At 38.8% G+C, this 17,277-nt stretch carries 22 protein-coding genes; 3 read left to right on the top strand and 19 right to left on the bottom strand.

Annotated elements, in window-relative coordinates; translation table 11 throughout:
• From V4P55_RS01610 to V4P55_RS01585, 6 genes are read right to left on the bottom strand one after another with little or no spacing between them, the layout of a single operon-like run.
• On the bottom strand, window positions 1-267 hold the full coding sequence (locus tag V4P55_RS01610) for a hypothetical protein (protein ID WP_455474718.1): 267 nt from the start codon (window positions 265-267) through the stop codon (window positions 1-3).
• The gene (locus V4P55_RS01605; protein WP_455474717.1) at window positions 255-1,340 is read right to left on the bottom strand and encodes a S49 family peptidase; all 1,086 of its coding nucleotides are present in this window, start codon (window positions 1,338-1,340) and stop codon (window positions 255-257) included. The genes V4P55_RS01610 and V4P55_RS01605 overlap by 13 nt, the downstream gene beginning before the upstream one ends.
• A complete protein-coding gene (locus V4P55_RS01600; RefSeq protein WP_455474716.1) occupies window positions 1,330-2,871 on the bottom strand; it encodes a phage portal protein in 1,542 nt (513 codons plus the stop codon). The genes V4P55_RS01605 and V4P55_RS01600 overlap by 11 nt, the downstream gene beginning before the upstream one ends.
• Window positions 2,871-3,119 carry a phage head-tail joining protein gene (locus tag V4P55_RS01595; RefSeq protein ID WP_455474715.1) on the bottom strand — a complete coding sequence of 83 codons (249 nt, stop codon included), beginning with the start codon at window positions 3,117-3,119 and terminating at the stop codon, window positions 2,871-2,873. The genes V4P55_RS01600 and V4P55_RS01595 overlap by 1 nt, the downstream gene beginning before the upstream one ends.
• Window positions 3,116-5,035 (bottom strand): phage terminase large subunit family protein, encoded by a 1,920-nt coding sequence (locus V4P55_RS01590; protein WP_455474714.1) that lies wholly within the window; start codon window positions 5,033-5,035, stop codon window positions 3,116-3,118. The genes V4P55_RS01595 and V4P55_RS01590 overlap by 4 nt, the downstream gene beginning before the upstream one ends.
• A 13-nt stretch (window positions 5,036-5,048) precedes the next feature.
• A complete protein-coding gene (locus tag V4P55_RS01585) occupies window positions 5,049-5,600 on the bottom strand; it encodes a hypothetical protein (protein ID WP_455474713.1) in 552 nt (183 codons plus the stop codon).
• A 123-nt stretch (window positions 5,601-5,723) separates the two neighbouring features.
• Between V4P55_RS01585 and V4P55_RS01580 the strand changes: the two genes are divergently transcribed.
• On the top strand, window positions 5,724-5,915 hold the full coding sequence (locus tag V4P55_RS01580) for a hypothetical protein (protein WP_455474712.1): 192 nt from the start codon (window positions 5,724-5,726) through the stop codon (window positions 5,913-5,915).
• A gap of 121 nt (window positions 5,916-6,036) precedes the next feature.
• Here the strand turns inward: V4P55_RS01580 and V4P55_RS01575 are convergent, their stop codons facing one another.
• The 3 genes from V4P55_RS01575 to V4P55_RS01565 all read right to left on the bottom strand — a co-directional run bounded on the left by V4P55_RS01575 (window position 6,037) and on the right by V4P55_RS01565 (window position 8,337).
• The gene (locus tag V4P55_RS01575; RefSeq protein ID WP_455474711.1) at window positions 6,037-7,161 is read right to left on the bottom strand and encodes a phage capsid family protein; all 1,125 of its coding nucleotides are present in this window, start codon (window positions 7,159-7,161) and stop codon (window positions 6,037-6,039) included.
• A 178-nt stretch (window positions 7,162-7,339) separates the two neighbouring features.
• A complete protein-coding gene (locus V4P55_RS01570) occupies window positions 7,340-7,615 on the bottom strand; it encodes a hypothetical protein (RefSeq protein WP_455474710.1) in 276 nt (91 codons plus the stop codon).
• A complete protein-coding gene (locus tag V4P55_RS01565) occupies window positions 7,612-8,337 on the bottom strand; it encodes an antA/AntB antirepressor family protein (protein WP_455474709.1) in 726 nt (241 codons plus the stop codon). Before V4P55_RS01565 ends, V4P55_RS01570 begins: the two co-directional genes overlap by 4 nt.
• A 473-nt stretch (window positions 8,338-8,810) precedes the next feature.
• Here V4P55_RS01565 and V4P55_RS01560 point away from each other — a divergent pair, with 473 nt between their 5' ends.
• A complete protein-coding gene (locus V4P55_RS01560; protein WP_455474708.1) occupies window positions 8,811-9,215 on the top strand; it encodes a hypothetical protein in 405 nt (134 codons plus the stop codon).
• 504 nt (window positions 9,216-9,719) lie between these two features.
• On the opposite strand, the gene V4P55_RS01555 is transcribed toward V4P55_RS01560, so the two are convergent.
• The 6 genes from V4P55_RS01555 to ssb form a co-directional block, all read right to left on the bottom strand.
• On the bottom strand, window positions 9,720-10,316 hold the full coding sequence (locus tag V4P55_RS01555) for a hypothetical protein (RefSeq protein WP_455474707.1): 597 nt from the start codon (window positions 10,314-10,316) through the stop codon (window positions 9,720-9,722).
• Between the two features lie 3 nt (window positions 10,317-10,319).
• Entirely contained in the window at window positions 10,320-10,631 is a 312-nt protein-coding gene (locus tag V4P55_RS01550) for a hypothetical protein (protein WP_455474706.1), read from the bottom strand.
• A gap of 305 nt (window positions 10,632-10,936) precedes the next feature.
• Entirely contained in the window at window positions 10,937-11,269 is a 333-nt protein-coding gene (locus V4P55_RS01545; RefSeq protein WP_455474705.1) for a type II toxin-antitoxin system PemK/MazF family toxin, read from the bottom strand.
• A complete protein-coding gene (locus tag V4P55_RS01540; RefSeq protein ID WP_455474704.1) occupies window positions 11,269-11,526 on the bottom strand; it encodes an AbrB/MazE/SpoVT family DNA-binding domain-containing protein in 258 nt (85 codons plus the stop codon). Before V4P55_RS01540 ends, V4P55_RS01545 begins: the two co-directional genes overlap by 1 nt.
• Before the next feature lie 96 nt (window positions 11,527-11,622).
• Window positions 11,623-12,171 carry a hypothetical protein gene (locus V4P55_RS01535; protein WP_455474703.1) on the bottom strand — a complete coding sequence of 183 codons (549 nt, stop codon included), beginning with the start codon at window positions 12,169-12,171 and terminating at the stop codon, window positions 11,623-11,625.
• 10 nt (window positions 12,172-12,181) lie between these two features.
• Entirely contained in the window at window positions 12,182-12,619 is a 438-nt protein-coding gene (gene ssb / locus V4P55_RS01530) for a single-stranded DNA-binding protein (protein ID WP_455474702.1), read from the bottom strand.
• A 500-nt stretch (window positions 12,620-13,119) separates the two neighbouring features.
• Here ssb and V4P55_RS01525 point away from each other — a divergent pair, with 500 nt between their 5' ends.
• Window positions 13,120-13,569 (top strand): hypothetical protein, encoded by a 450-nt coding sequence (locus V4P55_RS01525; RefSeq protein WP_455474701.1) that lies wholly within the window; start codon window positions 13,120-13,122, stop codon window positions 13,567-13,569.
• A gap of 855 nt (window positions 13,570-14,424) precedes the next feature.
• Here V4P55_RS01525 and V4P55_RS01520 read toward each other — a convergent pair.
• The 4 genes from V4P55_RS01520 to V4P55_RS01505 form a co-directional block, all read right to left on the bottom strand.
• A complete protein-coding gene (locus tag V4P55_RS01520) occupies window positions 14,425-14,778 on the bottom strand; it encodes a hypothetical protein (protein WP_455474700.1) in 354 nt (117 codons plus the stop codon).
• Window positions 14,779-14,987: 209 nt separating this feature from the next.
• Window positions 14,988-15,500: a hypothetical protein gene (locus V4P55_RS01515; RefSeq protein WP_455474699.1), complete on the bottom strand. Its 513-nt coding sequence runs from the start codon at window positions 15,498-15,500 to the stop codon at window positions 14,988-14,990.
• Complete coding sequence (locus tag V4P55_RS01510) at window positions 15,415-16,770, bottom strand: DUF1376 domain-containing protein (protein WP_455474698.1); 1,356 nt, start codon at window positions 16,768-16,770, stop codon at window positions 15,415-15,417. Before V4P55_RS01510 ends, V4P55_RS01515 begins: the two co-directional genes overlap by 86 nt.
• Window positions 16,760-17,233, bottom strand: coding sequence for a crossover junction endodeoxyribonuclease RuvC (locus V4P55_RS01505; RefSeq protein ID WP_455474697.1), 474 nt, complete (start codon window positions 17,231-17,233; stop codon window positions 16,760-16,762). Before V4P55_RS01505 ends, V4P55_RS01510 begins: the two co-directional genes overlap by 11 nt.
• Between the last annotated feature and the right edge of the window lie 44 nt (window positions 17,234-17,277).

Genomic DNA, 17,277 nt, shown 5'->3' with positions numbered 1-17,277 from the left:
TTACTTCCTCCCAGTCACTGCTTTCCAAGCTGTTTCCCACTTTGCATGAATCTTCGCCTTACTATTCCCGTCTTGATGCGGAACATAAGGCGACGCTTTTAAAGACGCACTCTTGGAGGAAGCCGCTGTCAAAACCGCATGGCGTGCTTTTTCCAAGCTCATGCCACTTTCAATAGCCTGAGCAGCATCAAAAGAGACCCCTAAGCATTTTGCTTGTTTCTCAAGATTCGTTAAGGCACGTGCACGTTTTCTTTCTAGTTCACGCACGGCTTTAATATTTTTTTCCGTATCTTCGTCATCTTCTTCCTCGTCTTCTTCGTCAATGACTTCGGAGTTAGCGTCAATGTCGTCATCGTCTTCTCCTTCGTCTGTGACGTCGACAATCTCTTCTTCTTCATCTTCTTTGATAATATCTTCTTCGGCGCGGTATTTTGTGCGTGCCATGTGTTTGATCCTTCTTGTTCTGTTGATGTTGGAGGGAATTTAATGGAATCCGTTAAGGCTTCCAAAGCCTGCGCAAATGTGCCTTGCGCATCTGCTAATCCAAGCTTTACAGCTTGATTGCCTATAAAAGTTTCTGCTTTCGTCTCTCGAATGGCGACAGCATTCATGGGGCGACTTTCTGCAACCAAATCGACAAACATGTCGTAGAGGAGCGCACAGTCTGCTTGCATTTTTTCAAGCGCTCTATCAGCTAGTGGTTCATGAGAGTTGCCATGCACTTTGTGATCGCCTTCAAAAACAAAAGTCCATTTATGACCATTCTTTTCATCTGCACGAGATTGATCGAGATGCGCACAAACAACGCCAATGGAACCAACAACCCCCGTACGAGCAACCCAGATTTGAGAAGCAGAGCAGGCAATCGCATAAGCCGCAGAGCACGCAAATTCATTGGCATGCGCCCAAATAGGCTTGTTATATGTTTGTGAAAGCGTGCGAAACTCTTCGACCAAATCAAACACACCACCTGCTTCACCTCCGCCGCTATCAATATCAAGCATAACAGCGCAAACATCAGGCTGAGCAATAGCTTCACGAAAAGATGCTCCTAAACCTTCATAAGAGGTCAAACCTGATGCAGTCTCAAGCCATGCACCACGACGCACAAGCGTGCCATGAACGGGGATAATCGCAACATTGTCTTGCACCCTATAAGTTTCAGGCGGTTTTAAAGCCGCCACATCACTTGCCGAAAAAGCTCCAACTGCAAATCTTTCCCCTTTAAAAAGACGCGGTGCAAGAGCATTGAGAATGACATCAAACTTTGTAGAGGCAAGCATGTGCGGAACACCGAAAAACCGTGATGCCAAAAACGGCAGATCAAGATTATTCGCCATGCCCATGTGCCTCGCTGCCCTGATTGCTTTCATAGTCATCGTTAGAATCTTCATCATCAATTGCTTTATGATCGATGGAGAGATCAGTCATATCCGTATCAAAGAATAAGCCGCGCGCTTGAGCATCTTTGCGTTCTTCCTCAAGCTCAACATGAATGCCATCAATATCAAAACCGCGTTCAGCAAGCGCCATGCGCCGTGTTTTTAATCCTGCTCGAATTTCTTCTTTTTCTGCTGAAATATCCTTGAGCGGATCAATCATTTCAAGGGGCGGGGCAAAGCTCTCACATTGTATCCATGGCAAATGATTGTCTTCCCAGCCCGGCAATTGAATACATCCAGCAAGCACTGCCATTTCAACAAAACGTTCCCAAATCATGCGATTGAATTGAAAGGCAATAACATGTTCTCGCCATTGTTTAATCTGGCGTCTAAACTGAATGATCGATGTGCGCACATTAGAAAAGTTGCCTCGCGTTACATCACCGGTCACAACCGCATAAGGCATATTAAGTCCTTTGCAAATTTTCAAAGTAGTACGATATTGAAAAGCTTCATAAGACCCGCCAACTTCTACCGGATTAGAAAACTTAATGTCCGCGCCTTCTTCCATTTTTTGGATACCACCTGGTTCCAGTATAATAGGAGGCTCATCTTGCGGTTCTTTGTTGCTTTCTTTACGGTTTTCAGCCAAACCTGCATAATCGGTATTAGGATGCGTAATAAATCCCGTGAGAAGAGCAGCTGTTCTTTTTCTATCAAGCTCGGCATCATCATAAGCTTCAAGCTGAAAAATCTTTGTCAAACTGCGCGTTACTTTTGGTGAGCCACGTAACTGACCAGCGACCCGCCTTTCTTTAATATGGAGTACCATTTCTGCTGGTATCCGCACACGCTCTTGACTTCCAAACGCTCTGCTCAATGGGCTGCTATCATAAGGATGATGCTTCCAAAAATGATAAGCAATACGCTTCCCATTGGCATTAAACTCAATCCCCATGCGGATATAATTGCCTTCAATTTCAGCAACCCCGCTATAGGTTAAATCAAGCATTTCTGCGGGATAAATTTGTAATTGAAGCGGTACACCGGAACGCCCATAATGATCAACGTAATGCAATCTCACGAAACATTCGCCGGTTAAAAAAACTTCCCGCGCAATGGTTGCTTGGAGACCATAAAAATTGGCATCCTCGTCATAATCAGCTTCATCAACCCATTGCCACCAAAGATCAAGCAGCTTCTTTTTTTCTTTCTGAAAACCTTCAATTTTTGGATAAGGTTTAATCCCATCACTAACCGCTGCTGAAACCCATTCCTCTGTTGCAGAACCATAAAGTGCCTCATTATCATAAAGCCACCTTGACCGTGCAATAATGGTATCACCCGTCGCTTCAATCGCTTGGTTAATATGTTTTTTGGCAGGGTTTAACCCACTCATGCGACGACTACGGCTTGCAGCTTCGAAAGGCGGATTATGATTACCAGAAGTGCGAAAAAAGTCCGTTACTTTACTTAATAATCCAGCCATTAATAACCTCGCCTCGCATCTATATAAAAAACACGAGAACTTCCGCGCCCTTCAAGCTCTGCTATTTGCTTGTCCAGCAGTGCAAGCGCCTTGCGTAATTCCTCAACGGAACGGTTTCCAACTTGCTTGTCACCATGACGGACAAACTGTGCACCTGAATAAAGAGTCTCCTCAAGTTGCTCTCGTCGTTTTTTTAACTCTGCAATTTTTTCAACTGTGCTCTTCAATGAATTTAAATTCTCACTCATAAAATATCCCACTCCCTTTGCATGTAAGGATTGACTGATCTCCTTAGTTTTCTCCTTTGAGGCTGTGTTGTCTGAGATTGTGTTGGAAAAGATGTTGTACTCTCTGAAGACGTCTCAACATTTTTGAGCCCTTCCAAGCGCTCTTCTAAAATATCAACTTCTTCATTAAGGTTCAGACCCGCTGAAATCAGACCTTGCAAAGCCGCATAAGCATAGACGCGGCAATCCAAAGCCTCGTTTCTGGCTTTTTCACTTTTTTGCCATTCGATGCGTTTAAAACCTTTGAAATATTTGACGACCTTCTTTTCAGCTGTCAGCTGCTCGAAATATTCTTGATCGAGGCTTGTATGAAAGTGCGTTGCCCCTGCTCCTGAAGCTTCAGGACCTGACTTCTTAAAACGTGCTGTAATAATATCTTTGGCAGCATCAACACCCACCATATAAAGGTTAATCTGTCCCTTGTTGTTTCTGCTCGGACGGCGTGGCCATACCGCACGCCATCCTGCCTGACCTTTTACTCCCCATATGCGCCTTCCCTCGCGAGGACGAACATAATTGTAAACAGCCTGGGTGTGTCCACCCCCTGTATCAATACAAGCCGCCGTTATCCTTATGCCATTTTTGTAACCTGGATGTGTCCAGCGTTTGGCAAGATATTCATCCAATTGATCCCAAACTTCAAAAGAGGATGGATCACCAAGAATTACTTGATAATCAATATGCCAGCTTTCTTCACCACGCCCCCACCCCACAACTTCTAATTCTAACCGATCATTTTGCACATCAATTCCCGCTGTCAACAACACAGCTTGTGGCGGTGCAATGGGATATTCTTCACGCCGTGCATAGAGGCTCTCAGGATCAATCACTTCACCCGTTTTATCCTCCCATGGCTCTCCAAGAACAGTATTGATAAAAGGCTGTAAAAGCGCAGGATCATCTTTGGCATCTAAAAATTCACGTGCACACTCCCCCCATGTCAACCACGGTGAATAGAGCGCTGAAATATGGTACGAACGCAAATTCGGTCGGCTTGATTCACTAGTGGGAACCCAACACGCTCCCCTTTCCTCAGACATCAAATCTTCTTTGCGATGCTCTGCATGCTCATGACCACAATGCGCACAAACAAAAACCGCCTTTTCTGGTGATCCTTTTGGCCATTTTATTTGCGACCAAACAATCGGCTGTAACGTGCCACATGCATCACAAGGCACGTTGTAATATCTCTGATCTCCAAGTACAAAATCCTTGGCTATACGGCTAGTGTCACGATGTGTTGGTGTAGACAATTTAAAAATCTTTCTTTGTACAAAAGTTGATGTACGCTTTTCGGCAATCACCACAGGATCACCTTCGTTATCCACGCTCAAAGGATACGCATCGACCTCATCCAAAATCAGATAACGAATAGGCATAGAACGAAGCCCAGCAGCACTATTGGCTCCTGTAAGCATCAAGACGCCCCCATCAAACTCCTTCGAGAACATTGTATTTCCACTGTCGCGGGCACGAGCGGGTGCAATCCGTTCACTTAAAGCAGGGCTTGCTGTAATCATCGGATCAAGACGAGTCTTCGACAGTTTCTTTGCTGTCTCAACCGTCGGCATCACGTAGAGTGCTGGGCTCGGACTAAAATGGATCGCATAACCACAGAAATTCAGTCCTGCTTCCGACATGCCAACCTGTGCACCTTTCATCACAATGGTTGTTTCAATTGGCACGTAAGAGGACAGATTATCCATGATTTCCCGCAAATATGGGGTACGTTTTGTTCTCCATAATCCAGGCTCTGCACTTGCCACTGTACTCAAATACCTATTCTTATCCGCCCATTCTGAAACCGTGTAAGGTGGATCGGGTTTTCGAGCTTCATTGGCATGCGAAAAAAACTCTTTTACCGCACGATCATTCATGGTTCACTTGCTCTTATTCAGAGGGGCTCGGATCATGAAAAGGAACAGGGATATGAACTTCTTCCAGCAAAGCTTTTCTCATAAAGTAATCAAGAGCACCAATAAGACTGGCTGCATCACACTCAACTTGAGCAGCAATGCTTGCACCAAAACGATGCGGAAAATTCAACATCGCATCACGATGCGCTCTCCCAAAATCACGCGCTGCCTTTTTTACTTCTTCTCGATCAACCGTTGTCTCACGTAATCGTTCAAGCGCAATCTGTTCACTTTCCAGTGCAACTTGCATCCTCTTGAGTTTGATCTCGTATTCATTAGCTCCGTCTATGGAATCTTTTTTAATTTTTGCACAAGAATGACCAGCAGACGACGAAAATGCTTGGAAGCGCTTTGTGGGATTCTCATTCCATATGGCTGTAGCAGCAGCTTCATTGACTGAACCATCCGCAAAAATCGCCTCATCAAATTTACCCGTCTTGAATCGAGAAACAACCGCATTGGGAGACACACCCATCTTTTTAGCAAACGCACGCACCGATATGCCTTGCCTACCCTTGTTGTTCATTGGATACTCATTCGTTCTGAATAATTTACGAAAGATTGTGCGCCTTCATTTGTTTACGGCGTCATATTTTCAATATACGTAAAGTACACAAGATAGCATTGTGTAAGCCAAAAGAGATGCTCAATGACTATCAAGAAAACCTTTAAAGAAGAATACAGTTACACAAAAGAAGACGGAGAAGCCGTAAATTCACCATCACTCACAAATAAAGAACTTGCACGCTTAAAACCAGCTAAAGAAGTTTTACCTGCTTCCTTTTTCAAATATACAGCAGAAGAACGCCGTAAACGTGGGCGCCCTTCAGTTAAAAAATAAAGCCAATCATAATCTGATTTTTGTTATTGCAGACAACATTCAAGCAAAAAAACAACCCTCCCGAGTACGCAAATCATGCCTCTGCTGTGGTTATCAATCATTGGCTTGTGCCTCTTCTCTACTAACTCATATTTTCATATCCACCAACGTAAGTTGGAATAACAATAGTTCCGCAATCTTGTTCAGAGATATTTTTCATTGTGGAGCGAATTTTTTTCATGCCCAAAATACTATGAAAATGTACAACTTTTTCTTCTTTATCTTTAGCTTTTAATTCAAACTTGCAATCCGTATCAAAACCAACCACAACACTTTCTGCACCAAGTAATACAGCACGACGAACATTTCCATTGCGCGTATTATCCGAATTAACACCATTCGTTACATGTATAGATTCACACAAAATAACTTCATTTTCATATACACCTACGCACACATTTCCTCTGTACCCACCGTCATCCACATCCGTAATCTTACCAAAAATCGTCTTCTCTCCAAAACAATCTACAGGCTTATCACAGACAAACTTTCTCCACTCTTCCCTAGAGCAACGCAGCTGAAAAATTTGCGTTGGATTAAGATACATAACGTACATATTCCTACCACAAACATGTATAGGTCTAATAGGTTTAATATGAGGGAAAGCTGTCTTTGCTTCCCGAACAGCTCTCTGGATGAGTTCAAAACTAATGCTGTGTTCCCCCTCATTTTTCAACTCTTTTTCTTCTTTTACTCCTTTTGGTAAAATAATCCGATTGGAGCTTGGAGCTATTGGTGTGTTGTACCCGTAGGAAACATCCTTAATAGCATTAATCATCTTTCCCCTAAACATTATATTCTTCGCTGTATATCCGCATGCTTGAATAAAAAATATTGTATCTATCCATGCAGCAAACCAATCTATAAGCATATCTACAACTTGCTCTGAAAAATCAGATTTGAGACATTCTGGCAATCCTTTATCTGTAACACCATAACAAAGCTTTCCGCCAGAAAGAGATTCCCACGCAGCTATAAAATCTTCTTCTGTTTTTTTATCCTCATTATATAAAAAATCACTACGTAAAAAATGAAATTCTTTTTTCTCACTATCATATGTCTGCACTAATTGAACAAAGTTAGTATGACACCTTCCTACAAAAGGACCAATATCGGTCCTTTTTAAAATTTCAGTTATTTTTTCTGAATAAACACCTTTTTCCTTTAAAATTTTACCTATCTGTTCTAACCGAGAAAAATCTTCCATAATTACTCCATAAAAAAGCTGTTAAATGGCGATTTTTTTTGAACACGATTCGGTTATTTATATAAATATCAAAATATTCATTTTAAACTTTATTAACAGCATCTAGGATTGCACCATGCAGCAAGAACATAAAGGCTGAAAACTTAATTCCAACCTCCATGTTTTATCAAATATAGAATTAAGCCACTTTCTTAAGCGAGCTTTTTAAATTCGGATCATATGCCTTCAGCAAAGGATCGATACCACGAGGAAACTCTGAATCTCCAAAGTCTGTAAGAACCGCTAAAAGCTTAACAATATGCGCATCTTTCTTGATCTTTGAAACCAAAGCTTTTTCTACCACACTCATGGTGTTAACTATAGCGTTACATTCTTCATCTACAATGCCATCTCGATTGCAAAGCTTAAACAACACTATCCACAAATCACACAAAGAATCGATACTGATATTCATTGTACACCTCCGTGGATTTGCTCTCTCAAACATGCCAATCCCTTTGTGGTGATTTTTGTTGAAGGCAAGACTTTCTCTGTACCATCAGGTCTTTGGATCGTAATAGTCGGACAATCCATCAAACCTTTCTTGATCTTGTCCTGATAAGGTAATAATGGAGACCCCGGAGCACGCCGATAAACCCAATCATTTCCACGCAGATAATCAATTAAATCTTTTGGTCGTACCTCTAATACCTTTGCTGCTTCTGTCAGACCAAACAAACCATCAGAGCGGGTTAAGTGGTCATAAGCTATAACCTTAGGAGTTTGTTGTTCAATCAACGCATCTTTATTTTGCAACTCCTCTTGCATATGGGTGATGACGCCAAGTATCGTGCGTGGATCCGAATAGTCGATTTGTGGTGCCGATACTTGCTTTGCGCGCCGTTCACATTCGATGAAATATTGTCGTGCCTGTTTTCCTTTTTCATTGCGTTCTACCATGGCAAGTTCTTTTGCCATATCAAGTGTGAGGTAGTAATCTTTTAATTTTCCACCCCGGTAAAATTTTACCGTGGTTGTAAAATCTTGTTTCTCAATAAAAGAATATTGTTCAATACGGTTGTTAATCCAATTTCTAAATTCAGATTTGATTTCCAAAAACGCGTGTAAATCACGTGCATTCACTGTTTGAACAACTTCTTGTCCAACCGCTTGTTCTGATATTGATATGAGAGTCATTGTGAACTCCTTGTTGTTAAATGTTTCTTATTGACACCTACAAAGGCGTCGGGCGCTAAGAAACACGGCAACAAGCCCGTCGTTATGCTTTCCCCGCAAAGGTATTGTATGGCATAACCACACCCGACAAAATCCTTATACGCTTTCAGCATATAATGAGTCAAAGCTTTTAATGTGCAGGAAAAGATTGTTTCGGCAACCCATCCGCTTGTTGTTTTAAGGTGTTTCTTAGGCACCTGACTCAACAATAGGCATGTTCCTGCCATATTGTCAATAGGTGAAGAAAACTATTTTAAAAATATATAAGTGTGTCTTTACTTGTTATTTTATTGTAAACATTATAGTTAATTTTCGTATTTTATTTACGGACGAGAAAAATGGTATACTTAATATATGTATATATAAGCATAATTATAAATTTAATTTGTATAGTTGGAATTATTACTGGAACAATATTATTGTTTACAAAATCGATGCGAAAAAATGGAATTGAAATCCTTGCTTTCATTTTTTTATTAGTTATTGGATGTATGATAATAAAATTTATTACTATAAATCATATAGGCTCCAATCATAAAAACGAATTAAGCCTTTTGGAATGGTTGTTATTAATATCCTTCGCTATTTTTACATTTTTCATTTTTTATAATTATCGACAACACAAACGAAAAAAATATTTTGAACAACAAGTTTCAGCATTACGACCATATCCTTTTCCCTCTAGCTTTTCAGAAGCGTGTGAAGTGTTTCAAAAACTTAACGCATATGAACTATTTCAAGAGCTTAACAAAAATAATTATCGTTTAGCACACAATGAAAAATTATTGGGAATGCAACAAAATGTTACCTTTGCTAGCAGTAAAAAAACAAATCTATAGGACGTCTTTTGGTAACAAACCAAGCCATTATATTTGAAACTCCTAAAAAAAATGAACGAATTGCTTGGGCGCAAATTGCATCAGCAAATCTCACATACCAAGGATGTCGGATTAAATGTCGCTCTGGCACCTCATGGAATTATAAATTTGCTGCCAGTCCCAAATTTTCCGCAATAGTCCGATCTCTCGTACAGCTTTATTGAATTTTGAATGTTACAAAATTTCTTTCCGTTTAAAATAATCTACACTGTACAGCCTGTGCACATTAAAACTGTACAGTCTGCACATTAAAATTAATTGTTTTCAATAACTTACATGTACAATGCACAGTCAATTTTAAAATTCTGTCGCTAGCGATGGTTCGCGCTGGGCTTCCCCGCAACAAGTCCAACCCTCCTGGAAGTACCTTTTGCATTGATTTTATTGACTTTTTTATGAAAAAAGCGAATTATCATCGATAGTCTTGTCTTAAAAATTATAATCACTGCATACAACACATAGACATCACTTAGAACGTGCTTTAGCCTTATTCTTTGCAGCATATTCCTGACGAGCAAGTTGTATCTGGATATTTTTGGTTAATCTTTCATTGGCATGTTGTACAATGGAATTGGCAATTTCTGGATTAGACATGACCTCTGCAATGGAGACCCCTTCTTGTTTTTCAATGGGGAATTGATCTCCCCCAGCTCTTTGGAAAACATTCCCCCCTCCTCTCCTTAAATTAACACGTTGGGGAAATGTCCCACCTTTTATAAAGCCATGAGGCAAAATCTTTCTTGCTCCAAACATTGTATAAACCACACCGCGCTTTGTTTCTTTTGCTTTAAAAAATTTAAGCGGCAATGCTGTCCCTGAACCAATAATATCTGCTTCAGGAAATTGTGTTGTTGCTTTTGATTTTATGTAAACACCTTTCTTAACACGCTTTACTTGAGCTGATGAAACTTCAGAAACTTTTCGTTCTGTAAAACGCTCAACCTGTTTTGCTGCGGTGTTTACAGCATTACGAAGCGCCCAATTAAGACGTGGTGCTTTAAGACTGGTAAAAGTATCTTCAACTTGCTGAAGATACCATTTTTGATGAATCGTTAGCTTCAAATACTAAACTTTCTTTTTAGAATCCGTTGATGGCTTGAAATCTTTAATGGCTTTCGGCTTCTCGGAAACGGCTGTTTCTGAAGCTTCTTGTTCGCTTATATTTGTATTCTCTTTTTGCTCATCAAGCTGTTGTCCTTTACCAGAAGCTACACATTCATCCTCTTGATAAAGCCTTGCAGCATTAGCCCGTTTAAGACGAGCATAAACTGCATGAGAAACCTCAACGAATGGATTATCTAAAACCGAAGGCTCAAAACGGATGACGTCTTTATCATCTCCCAACACACACATTGGCTTAGTGATTACTACTTTCATAGTCACTCCTTTTGATGAATTATTTAATGACATTTAATGACATGATCGGTCATTTATTCGCTTTTGTTGCTTGAAACAAAAAAACAGCCCGTTTTCCTAAGAAAACCAGGCTCTCTAGCCACATTTAAGGCTTAATATTTTTCTAAATTCTAAAGGGAAAATCTGAAATCTGGACACAATAATACTAGTGCCGTGATGTCATTAAATACGAATTTTTACACACTGTCAACAAAAAAATCTAAATATTGTGATTTTTTATTTTTTTTATCCAAATTTGGTGTTTAAAGAACTAAAAATAGAAAAAATTACGTAAGAAATGTTGCTAATTTAGCGAGCACTTCATTCATAATCATGGAGGGAACTGTTTCTATTTTCTTTCCTTTACGCGCTCCTATATCGAGAGCACGTGGTTGATCACAACGTACCACACCTGTTGTATGTAATCCAACTCCCATCAATGAAACAGCAAAACCTGCTGTTCTAGCAAAGCTTCCTCCACTTGTAATGGGTAAAACAATGGGTGTTTTCGTTACACGATTAAATGCCTCTGGTGATACAATCAGCACTGGACGCATCCCTTTTTGCTCATAGCCTAAAGATGGATCGAGCGGTACTAACCAAATCTCACCCCGCTTCATTACAAAAGTTCTCGACCAACAGATTGAACATTAAACCATTCCGTATCCTCATCAGAAAAATCAGCAAGAGGATCACATTGAGCTAACAATTCATCCAGAGTGTAACTGGGAAGTGCTTGTGGCTTCATCACTAAACATCCATTATCAATAGCTAATCCAACTTCGGTATTTTCAGAAAGGTGAAGGACATCAAGCAATGCAGGCGGTATAGAGAGCATAACAGACCCTCCAACTTTACGTAACTTTGTTGTGTGCATAAAACGCTCTCCTTAAATATTATATAAAAATATAACATTCAATCCTCTATTATTCAACGGTTTTTCATACTTTTATGAAAAATAACAGCAAAACATTCACTTTTTACTGTTTTTACCAAAATACTCATGGAAAGCATTAAGAACGATATGCAGTGGATTAACAAGATATGATAACGATTGATCTTCAATTACAATATATTGTAAAGCAGCATAAAGATTATACTGTCTGTATGAGCATTGTGCTTCTTTTACTACTTCTTGTGCAGCTTTGTAATGACTGGTTGCCCTTTGAATCCATTGCTCAAGACTATTTAAATCTGAGTTTGTAGAGACATCATCATAACAGCCACTAGGAAAACCTTTTGCACACAAATAATTGTTTCTCACTTCAAGATATTTTTGTGCAGCATCATACTGCTCTTGACTAAGCTCACCTTGCAAACAAAGCCGCCCGATATAAGAACCAGAAAGTGGATTTTTTGCCTCTTCTACAGTTAACCCAAAGTGCTTAGCACGCATTGCAATTGTTAATTTATCAATAGCTTCACGTGGTCTTTTTGCACGTGAAATACGTCCGTTTTTTTCTCTCATACGTCCCTCAATCCGTGGTCGTCCACGTTTTGCTCGTTTTTTTCTTTTTGCCATATTTTTTCAATCAAAATGGAATGTCGTCATTAACAGATGTTTTATAATCAGCAGCACCTGAAGCAACTGCATAACTTTGAGCAGTGACATAAGTATCGCTCTCTTTCTTTGCATCAAGCAAATACAATTCACCTTTAAACTGCGGTACAATCACTTCTGTCGTGTAACGCTCAATGCCTTTGTTATCTTGCCATTTACGTGTTTGTAATCGCCCTTCGATATAGACCTTACTGCCTTTTTTGAGATATTGAAGGGCAATCTTTGCAATGTGGGGATTAAAAACCGCCACAGAATGCCATTCCGTTTTCTCTATTTTTTGATTGGTGTTTTTATCTTTATAGCTATCAGAAGTCGCCATTCTAAAATTGACCACTTCAGCTCCAGAAGGCATTGTTTTGCTTTCTGGATCAGCACCAAGATACCCTATTAACGTCACCTTATTGAGCATATTTTTATATCCTTTTTGGGGAAAATTTATATGTATTAAACAGAAGAATGCACGCGTAAAAAACAAACTTTATAACTGCATTATAATACCATAAAATAATTCATGTTTCCAAATAAAAAATATCAGTAAATAACTGAAAATAAATATTTTTCTTATTTATTTTTACATTAAACCCTGACAGATGTTTTGAGCCATTTCATCACTGTACCTTTTTAAATCATTAAATGGCTTCTGAAGTGTCTTTAGCTATTTTATTGAATTTTGCATCACATCACAAGCATACCAGGTCATTTAGCGATACTAAAATTAAGCTAATACGCAGTTATTAATATAAACACCTTGCCCTTCAACGACAGAAATGTTTCTAAGTAAAAAATTCAATAAAAATGCTACAAAATGGATTGTTTAACCAATAAAATACTTGAGTAATCGCTTAATTTATTTCATTATGTAGTAAATTTTCCTAAAAATAAATTTCAATATGATAATAAGGAGTAATTATGAATATAGACCCAGATAAAGTGTATGAAACAAATCCTTTTTATCCTAATTTCAGTACAGAAAAATTGGCCCAAGGTGTCAGAATTTATTCTTATTCAGAGAAGCTTGCTGAATTATCGACAAACGTTGTGAAAATACTTTTCAAATCTTTAAAATCTGATACTGAAAAATCTGATACTGAAACCAACGCTGATATTAAAACTTTCTTCTTCATCTTATGGGCAGCTTCAAGAGGAGAAAGTGACCTGTGGAGCAATTCAATAATTTACTGTGATCATCGTAGGAAAAAATTTTGTCAGGACAATGATCTGAGAGAGAGCGATTTTAGTGATGAGATTTTTAAAAAAGGTATCAAAACGTTTTTAAATGCTCAGATTGTCGCGCAAGCACTATCTCCAAAAAATGAAGAACGTTATTTCATAAATCCAAATATTTTTTTCATATCGTAGGAATCTAAAGATACGTAGTAATCTCAAAATAAGTTAAATTTGCTAAATTTATTGTTGAGAGAAGGAGTTTTTTTATTTTTTAGCTTCACAGAGGACATAATTTTTGTGCATCTAAAAATTTATACAAAAACAAAGCTAATCAAAAAAAGAAGTGGTCAAGGTGAGTTGCTTATAGCGTTTTGCTAAATAGCTTAGGCAATACTTGAATTCACTAAATTAAGACTATAAACATTGTGATTAACGTTGATTTTATGAGCATAATTAAACTCCTTTCTTACAATATACGCGTAAATTTAGAACATATTAAAAGGAAGAACTAGAACGTATAATAGGCAGTAAAATGCTCTACGATGACTTTTGAGCAGAACTTTGCACTACTCTGATAAATGCATTTATCATACTGCGCATATAAAACATAATATAAAATGTAACAAATAAAAAAACATCCCAAAGCAAAGTATCCAATGAAAAATCAAGTTCATACTCAAAATGCCCCAAAGTGATCAGATAAGAAATATTTTTTTTAAAACTATTTGGAAAAATTAATATTATAAGTGCTAAAACAATTAAACGAAAAAGTTGATGCATATATAAACGTAAATCAGATGTTATGATATTCCAAGATGTTGTATTTTCATATTGGTACTCTGGATCAAAATGTAATTTTGACGGAAGTTTAGAATTACATAAGATTGCACAAAGGATTGTTACTATTACTAAAAAGATAGATGCAAATGTTAAAACGCCTTGAATAAAGTCAGTGTTTTTTTTCTATTTCCAAAAAAGACAAAGCTATAAGTGCTATAAACCCGATGCCATATAATAAAATTGTCGTTTTCTTCATTGTAAACATGTTTATTTCCCAGCAGATTTCGATAATTTTTTAATAGTTTCTGATAACTTTTTAATGCCTTTGTTAATCTCATCGATCAGAGGCTCAAGATGCATAACAGTACTAGGAACCTTACCTCCATAAACCCATGCTTTCACTTGTGCTTTAGTACTAAAATCGGTTTTTTCTGGCATATCATAGTACTGACAGCCTTCAAACTCCTCATATTCTCTGATCCCATTTTCATGCTCATAAAGGTTATAAAAATATTCAGCACAACCAAGCCCCCAAGGTGCATGACAAATAGCTGTTGCAACAAACTTTTTTTGTATTGGCTGTTTACGTTTTGTTAAGAACAGATGTTTTAAGATTTCCATGCTTTAATCCTTAATTTTATCGATAGGCTTATTTGCCACAAATTTGACCACAAATAGCCATTTTTATTTTAATGCTATATGTATCAAAAAATTCTTTAATCGCTCTGTATGGTGCCTTTTTATTGATTTAAACGTATGTCTAATACAAAAACGATCAACACTTTTCACTAGTTTGCTAGGCTAAGATACTCTCACGCTGCTTTATCCCGCTACGCTTTGGCAAAATACGCTTTTGCCTCTGCGGAATCTGGAGCAGCAAGCATTTGCTTCAGTTCATCAAATTTTTCTGCAGAAATCGGCTCTCCTTTTGGTTTTGGTTTAATCTCTGATCTTTCTAGGTACTGAAATATGTTTTGAACTGCTTTTCGAACGCCATTTTCAAGCTGTTCACAATAAAGAAACAAATCTGTTGCTGATGGCATAAACGTTGTCGAAAAGCCTTTTGCTTTACCTTTTATCACGTCTCTTATTGCCGTCTTAAGTCCCCACTGACTCACCCCTTCAAGTGCAAAAAAATATCCAAGTGCAGTAGCCTTTTCATCTGCTGCAGTTGAAGTTTTACGAGCACCAGACAGCACATCAAACATTAAACTGATTTCTTGCTCAGAAGCTTGGTCATCAAGTTGTTTTAAAGCCTCATTCCCCAAGGCAATGACTTGCTCCGCTTCTGCAATCGATGGTTTTTGTCCCGGGAGCCAATGGAATGGTGGATTTTGCGTCATCCTCGAAGAGAAACCTGTACGCACTGTCAGAATGTTTGATATTGCGCATGTGTTCAGCGACGCGGTGACCCCAGCCACGCTGTTGACCTGTTTGGTAACCAGTTCCTTTTCCATAGTTGTTTCCTTTCGCTAAATTCTCGATAGTCCTACGCACCCAGACACGCCATGTCGCTGGCCAATCATGCTTGGTTGCGTCCTTGCCTGTCTTAGCTTTCCAATAATCTTTGAATTTTTCCATCTCGACTTTCACACGCTCGGGAGGCAAACCTTCCTGAATTGCGAAATCGTAATCAGGCTCGAAATCATCAGGCAATCGACAACCTCGCTTGCTTTTCACTGATGAAGATTGTTTTTTGGCTTGAGAAGCAACAGGCTCTTGCGCTTGTGCCATAGCTGCCCCGTAAAGAACATCGCCGATAGCTTCTCCAAGCATTTTAGTGTTTGAGGGAGCTTCTCGTGTTGGAAGCTTCTCTAGCGCATCATCGTCAATCGGTGCCCAGTTTCTGAAATCAGGGATATCCTCGATATTTGGCTGATGAATGGGATGGATGTTTTCTGACGATGTTTTGACTGGATCTGAAAAACTCTCCAGAACATGATTGTCTGTTTGCTCGTGAACTTGATCTTCTGTTTCTGAATTTTCAGAACCCATTTCTTTTTCTTTTTTTGCTAACACGAAAGTGTTAGTTTTTTTATTTTTATTTATATTTTTATTTTCTTTTAGGGGGGTGTGGGGGGATCTTTTCTTTTCTTTTTGCTCAACCTCATGCTCAGCATCGTTCACAATGCGAACATTATGCGGATTATATGCGTCGCATTCAGTTTGCATATGCACGTGCATTACGTCTGCATCGCGTTCGCATTGCATCTGTATATGCGGATCATATACGAGGTCATTCTCTTTTAAACAATCATCATCATTTTTGTTTTTAGCTTTTTGCCATCTAGTCCTAGCTGCTTTAGATGCAGATTCTGATTTTTCTCTACTATCACTTAATTCTGCTTCAACATCTAAATTCCATAAACGACCATCTGCTAAGCTAATAATTTTTTTCTTAAGCAATAAAAGGTCTAACGCTTTGATAAACGTTTTAGCTGGATAACCAACATAAAGAGCTAATGCCTTTGCATCATTCAAAAGAGGTTCACCAGCGTAAAGCATTTGAAACCGCAACATCACATAAATACATTTCTCTGTTGGAGATAAACAAGAAACCTCATTCATCCATTCACCCGCGTTAAGCTTCGTCCAAGGCAATCTAGTTGACATGCCCGATTTCCCTCCTTTTAATTAAATGTAAAATTGCTAAAGCATCTGCTTCATTATCATCTTGTGGCGCATGTCCTTTAGAACGCACCGCCTTTATCATTTCTTCCTTTGAGGCATTCCCCTTCCCTGTCGTCGCTTTTTTAATTGTACAGACTGAAATACCTTCATAAGGAATTGTGTGATGCTCACACCATGCTGTTAAGGTTGCTAACAAACCACCATAAACATGAGCAGCATCGGTACCCACATGACGGCGCACCTCTTCAAAATACACCTCACCAATTTGACCTGCGGTCATCTTCATTTCTGTGAGCCATTGCTTAAAACGCAAATAACGCATTCCCCCACCCTCAAAACGACGTGGTTGGAAATTGGCTGTTCCACTTATGATGTGATTATCTGCACCACAAATCGCCCAGCCTGTCTTGGTGCCTAGATCAAGGCAAAGAATCGTGTTAGTCATCTGAAATTCCATTATAAGAATATTTTTATAATGCCGTTCAATGG

This window comes from Bartonella sp. B30(2025) (genome assembly GCF_053793825.1).
The sequence above is the reverse complement of the archived record's forward strand: the minus strand, read 5'-3'. Positions and strand labels throughout refer to the sequence as shown.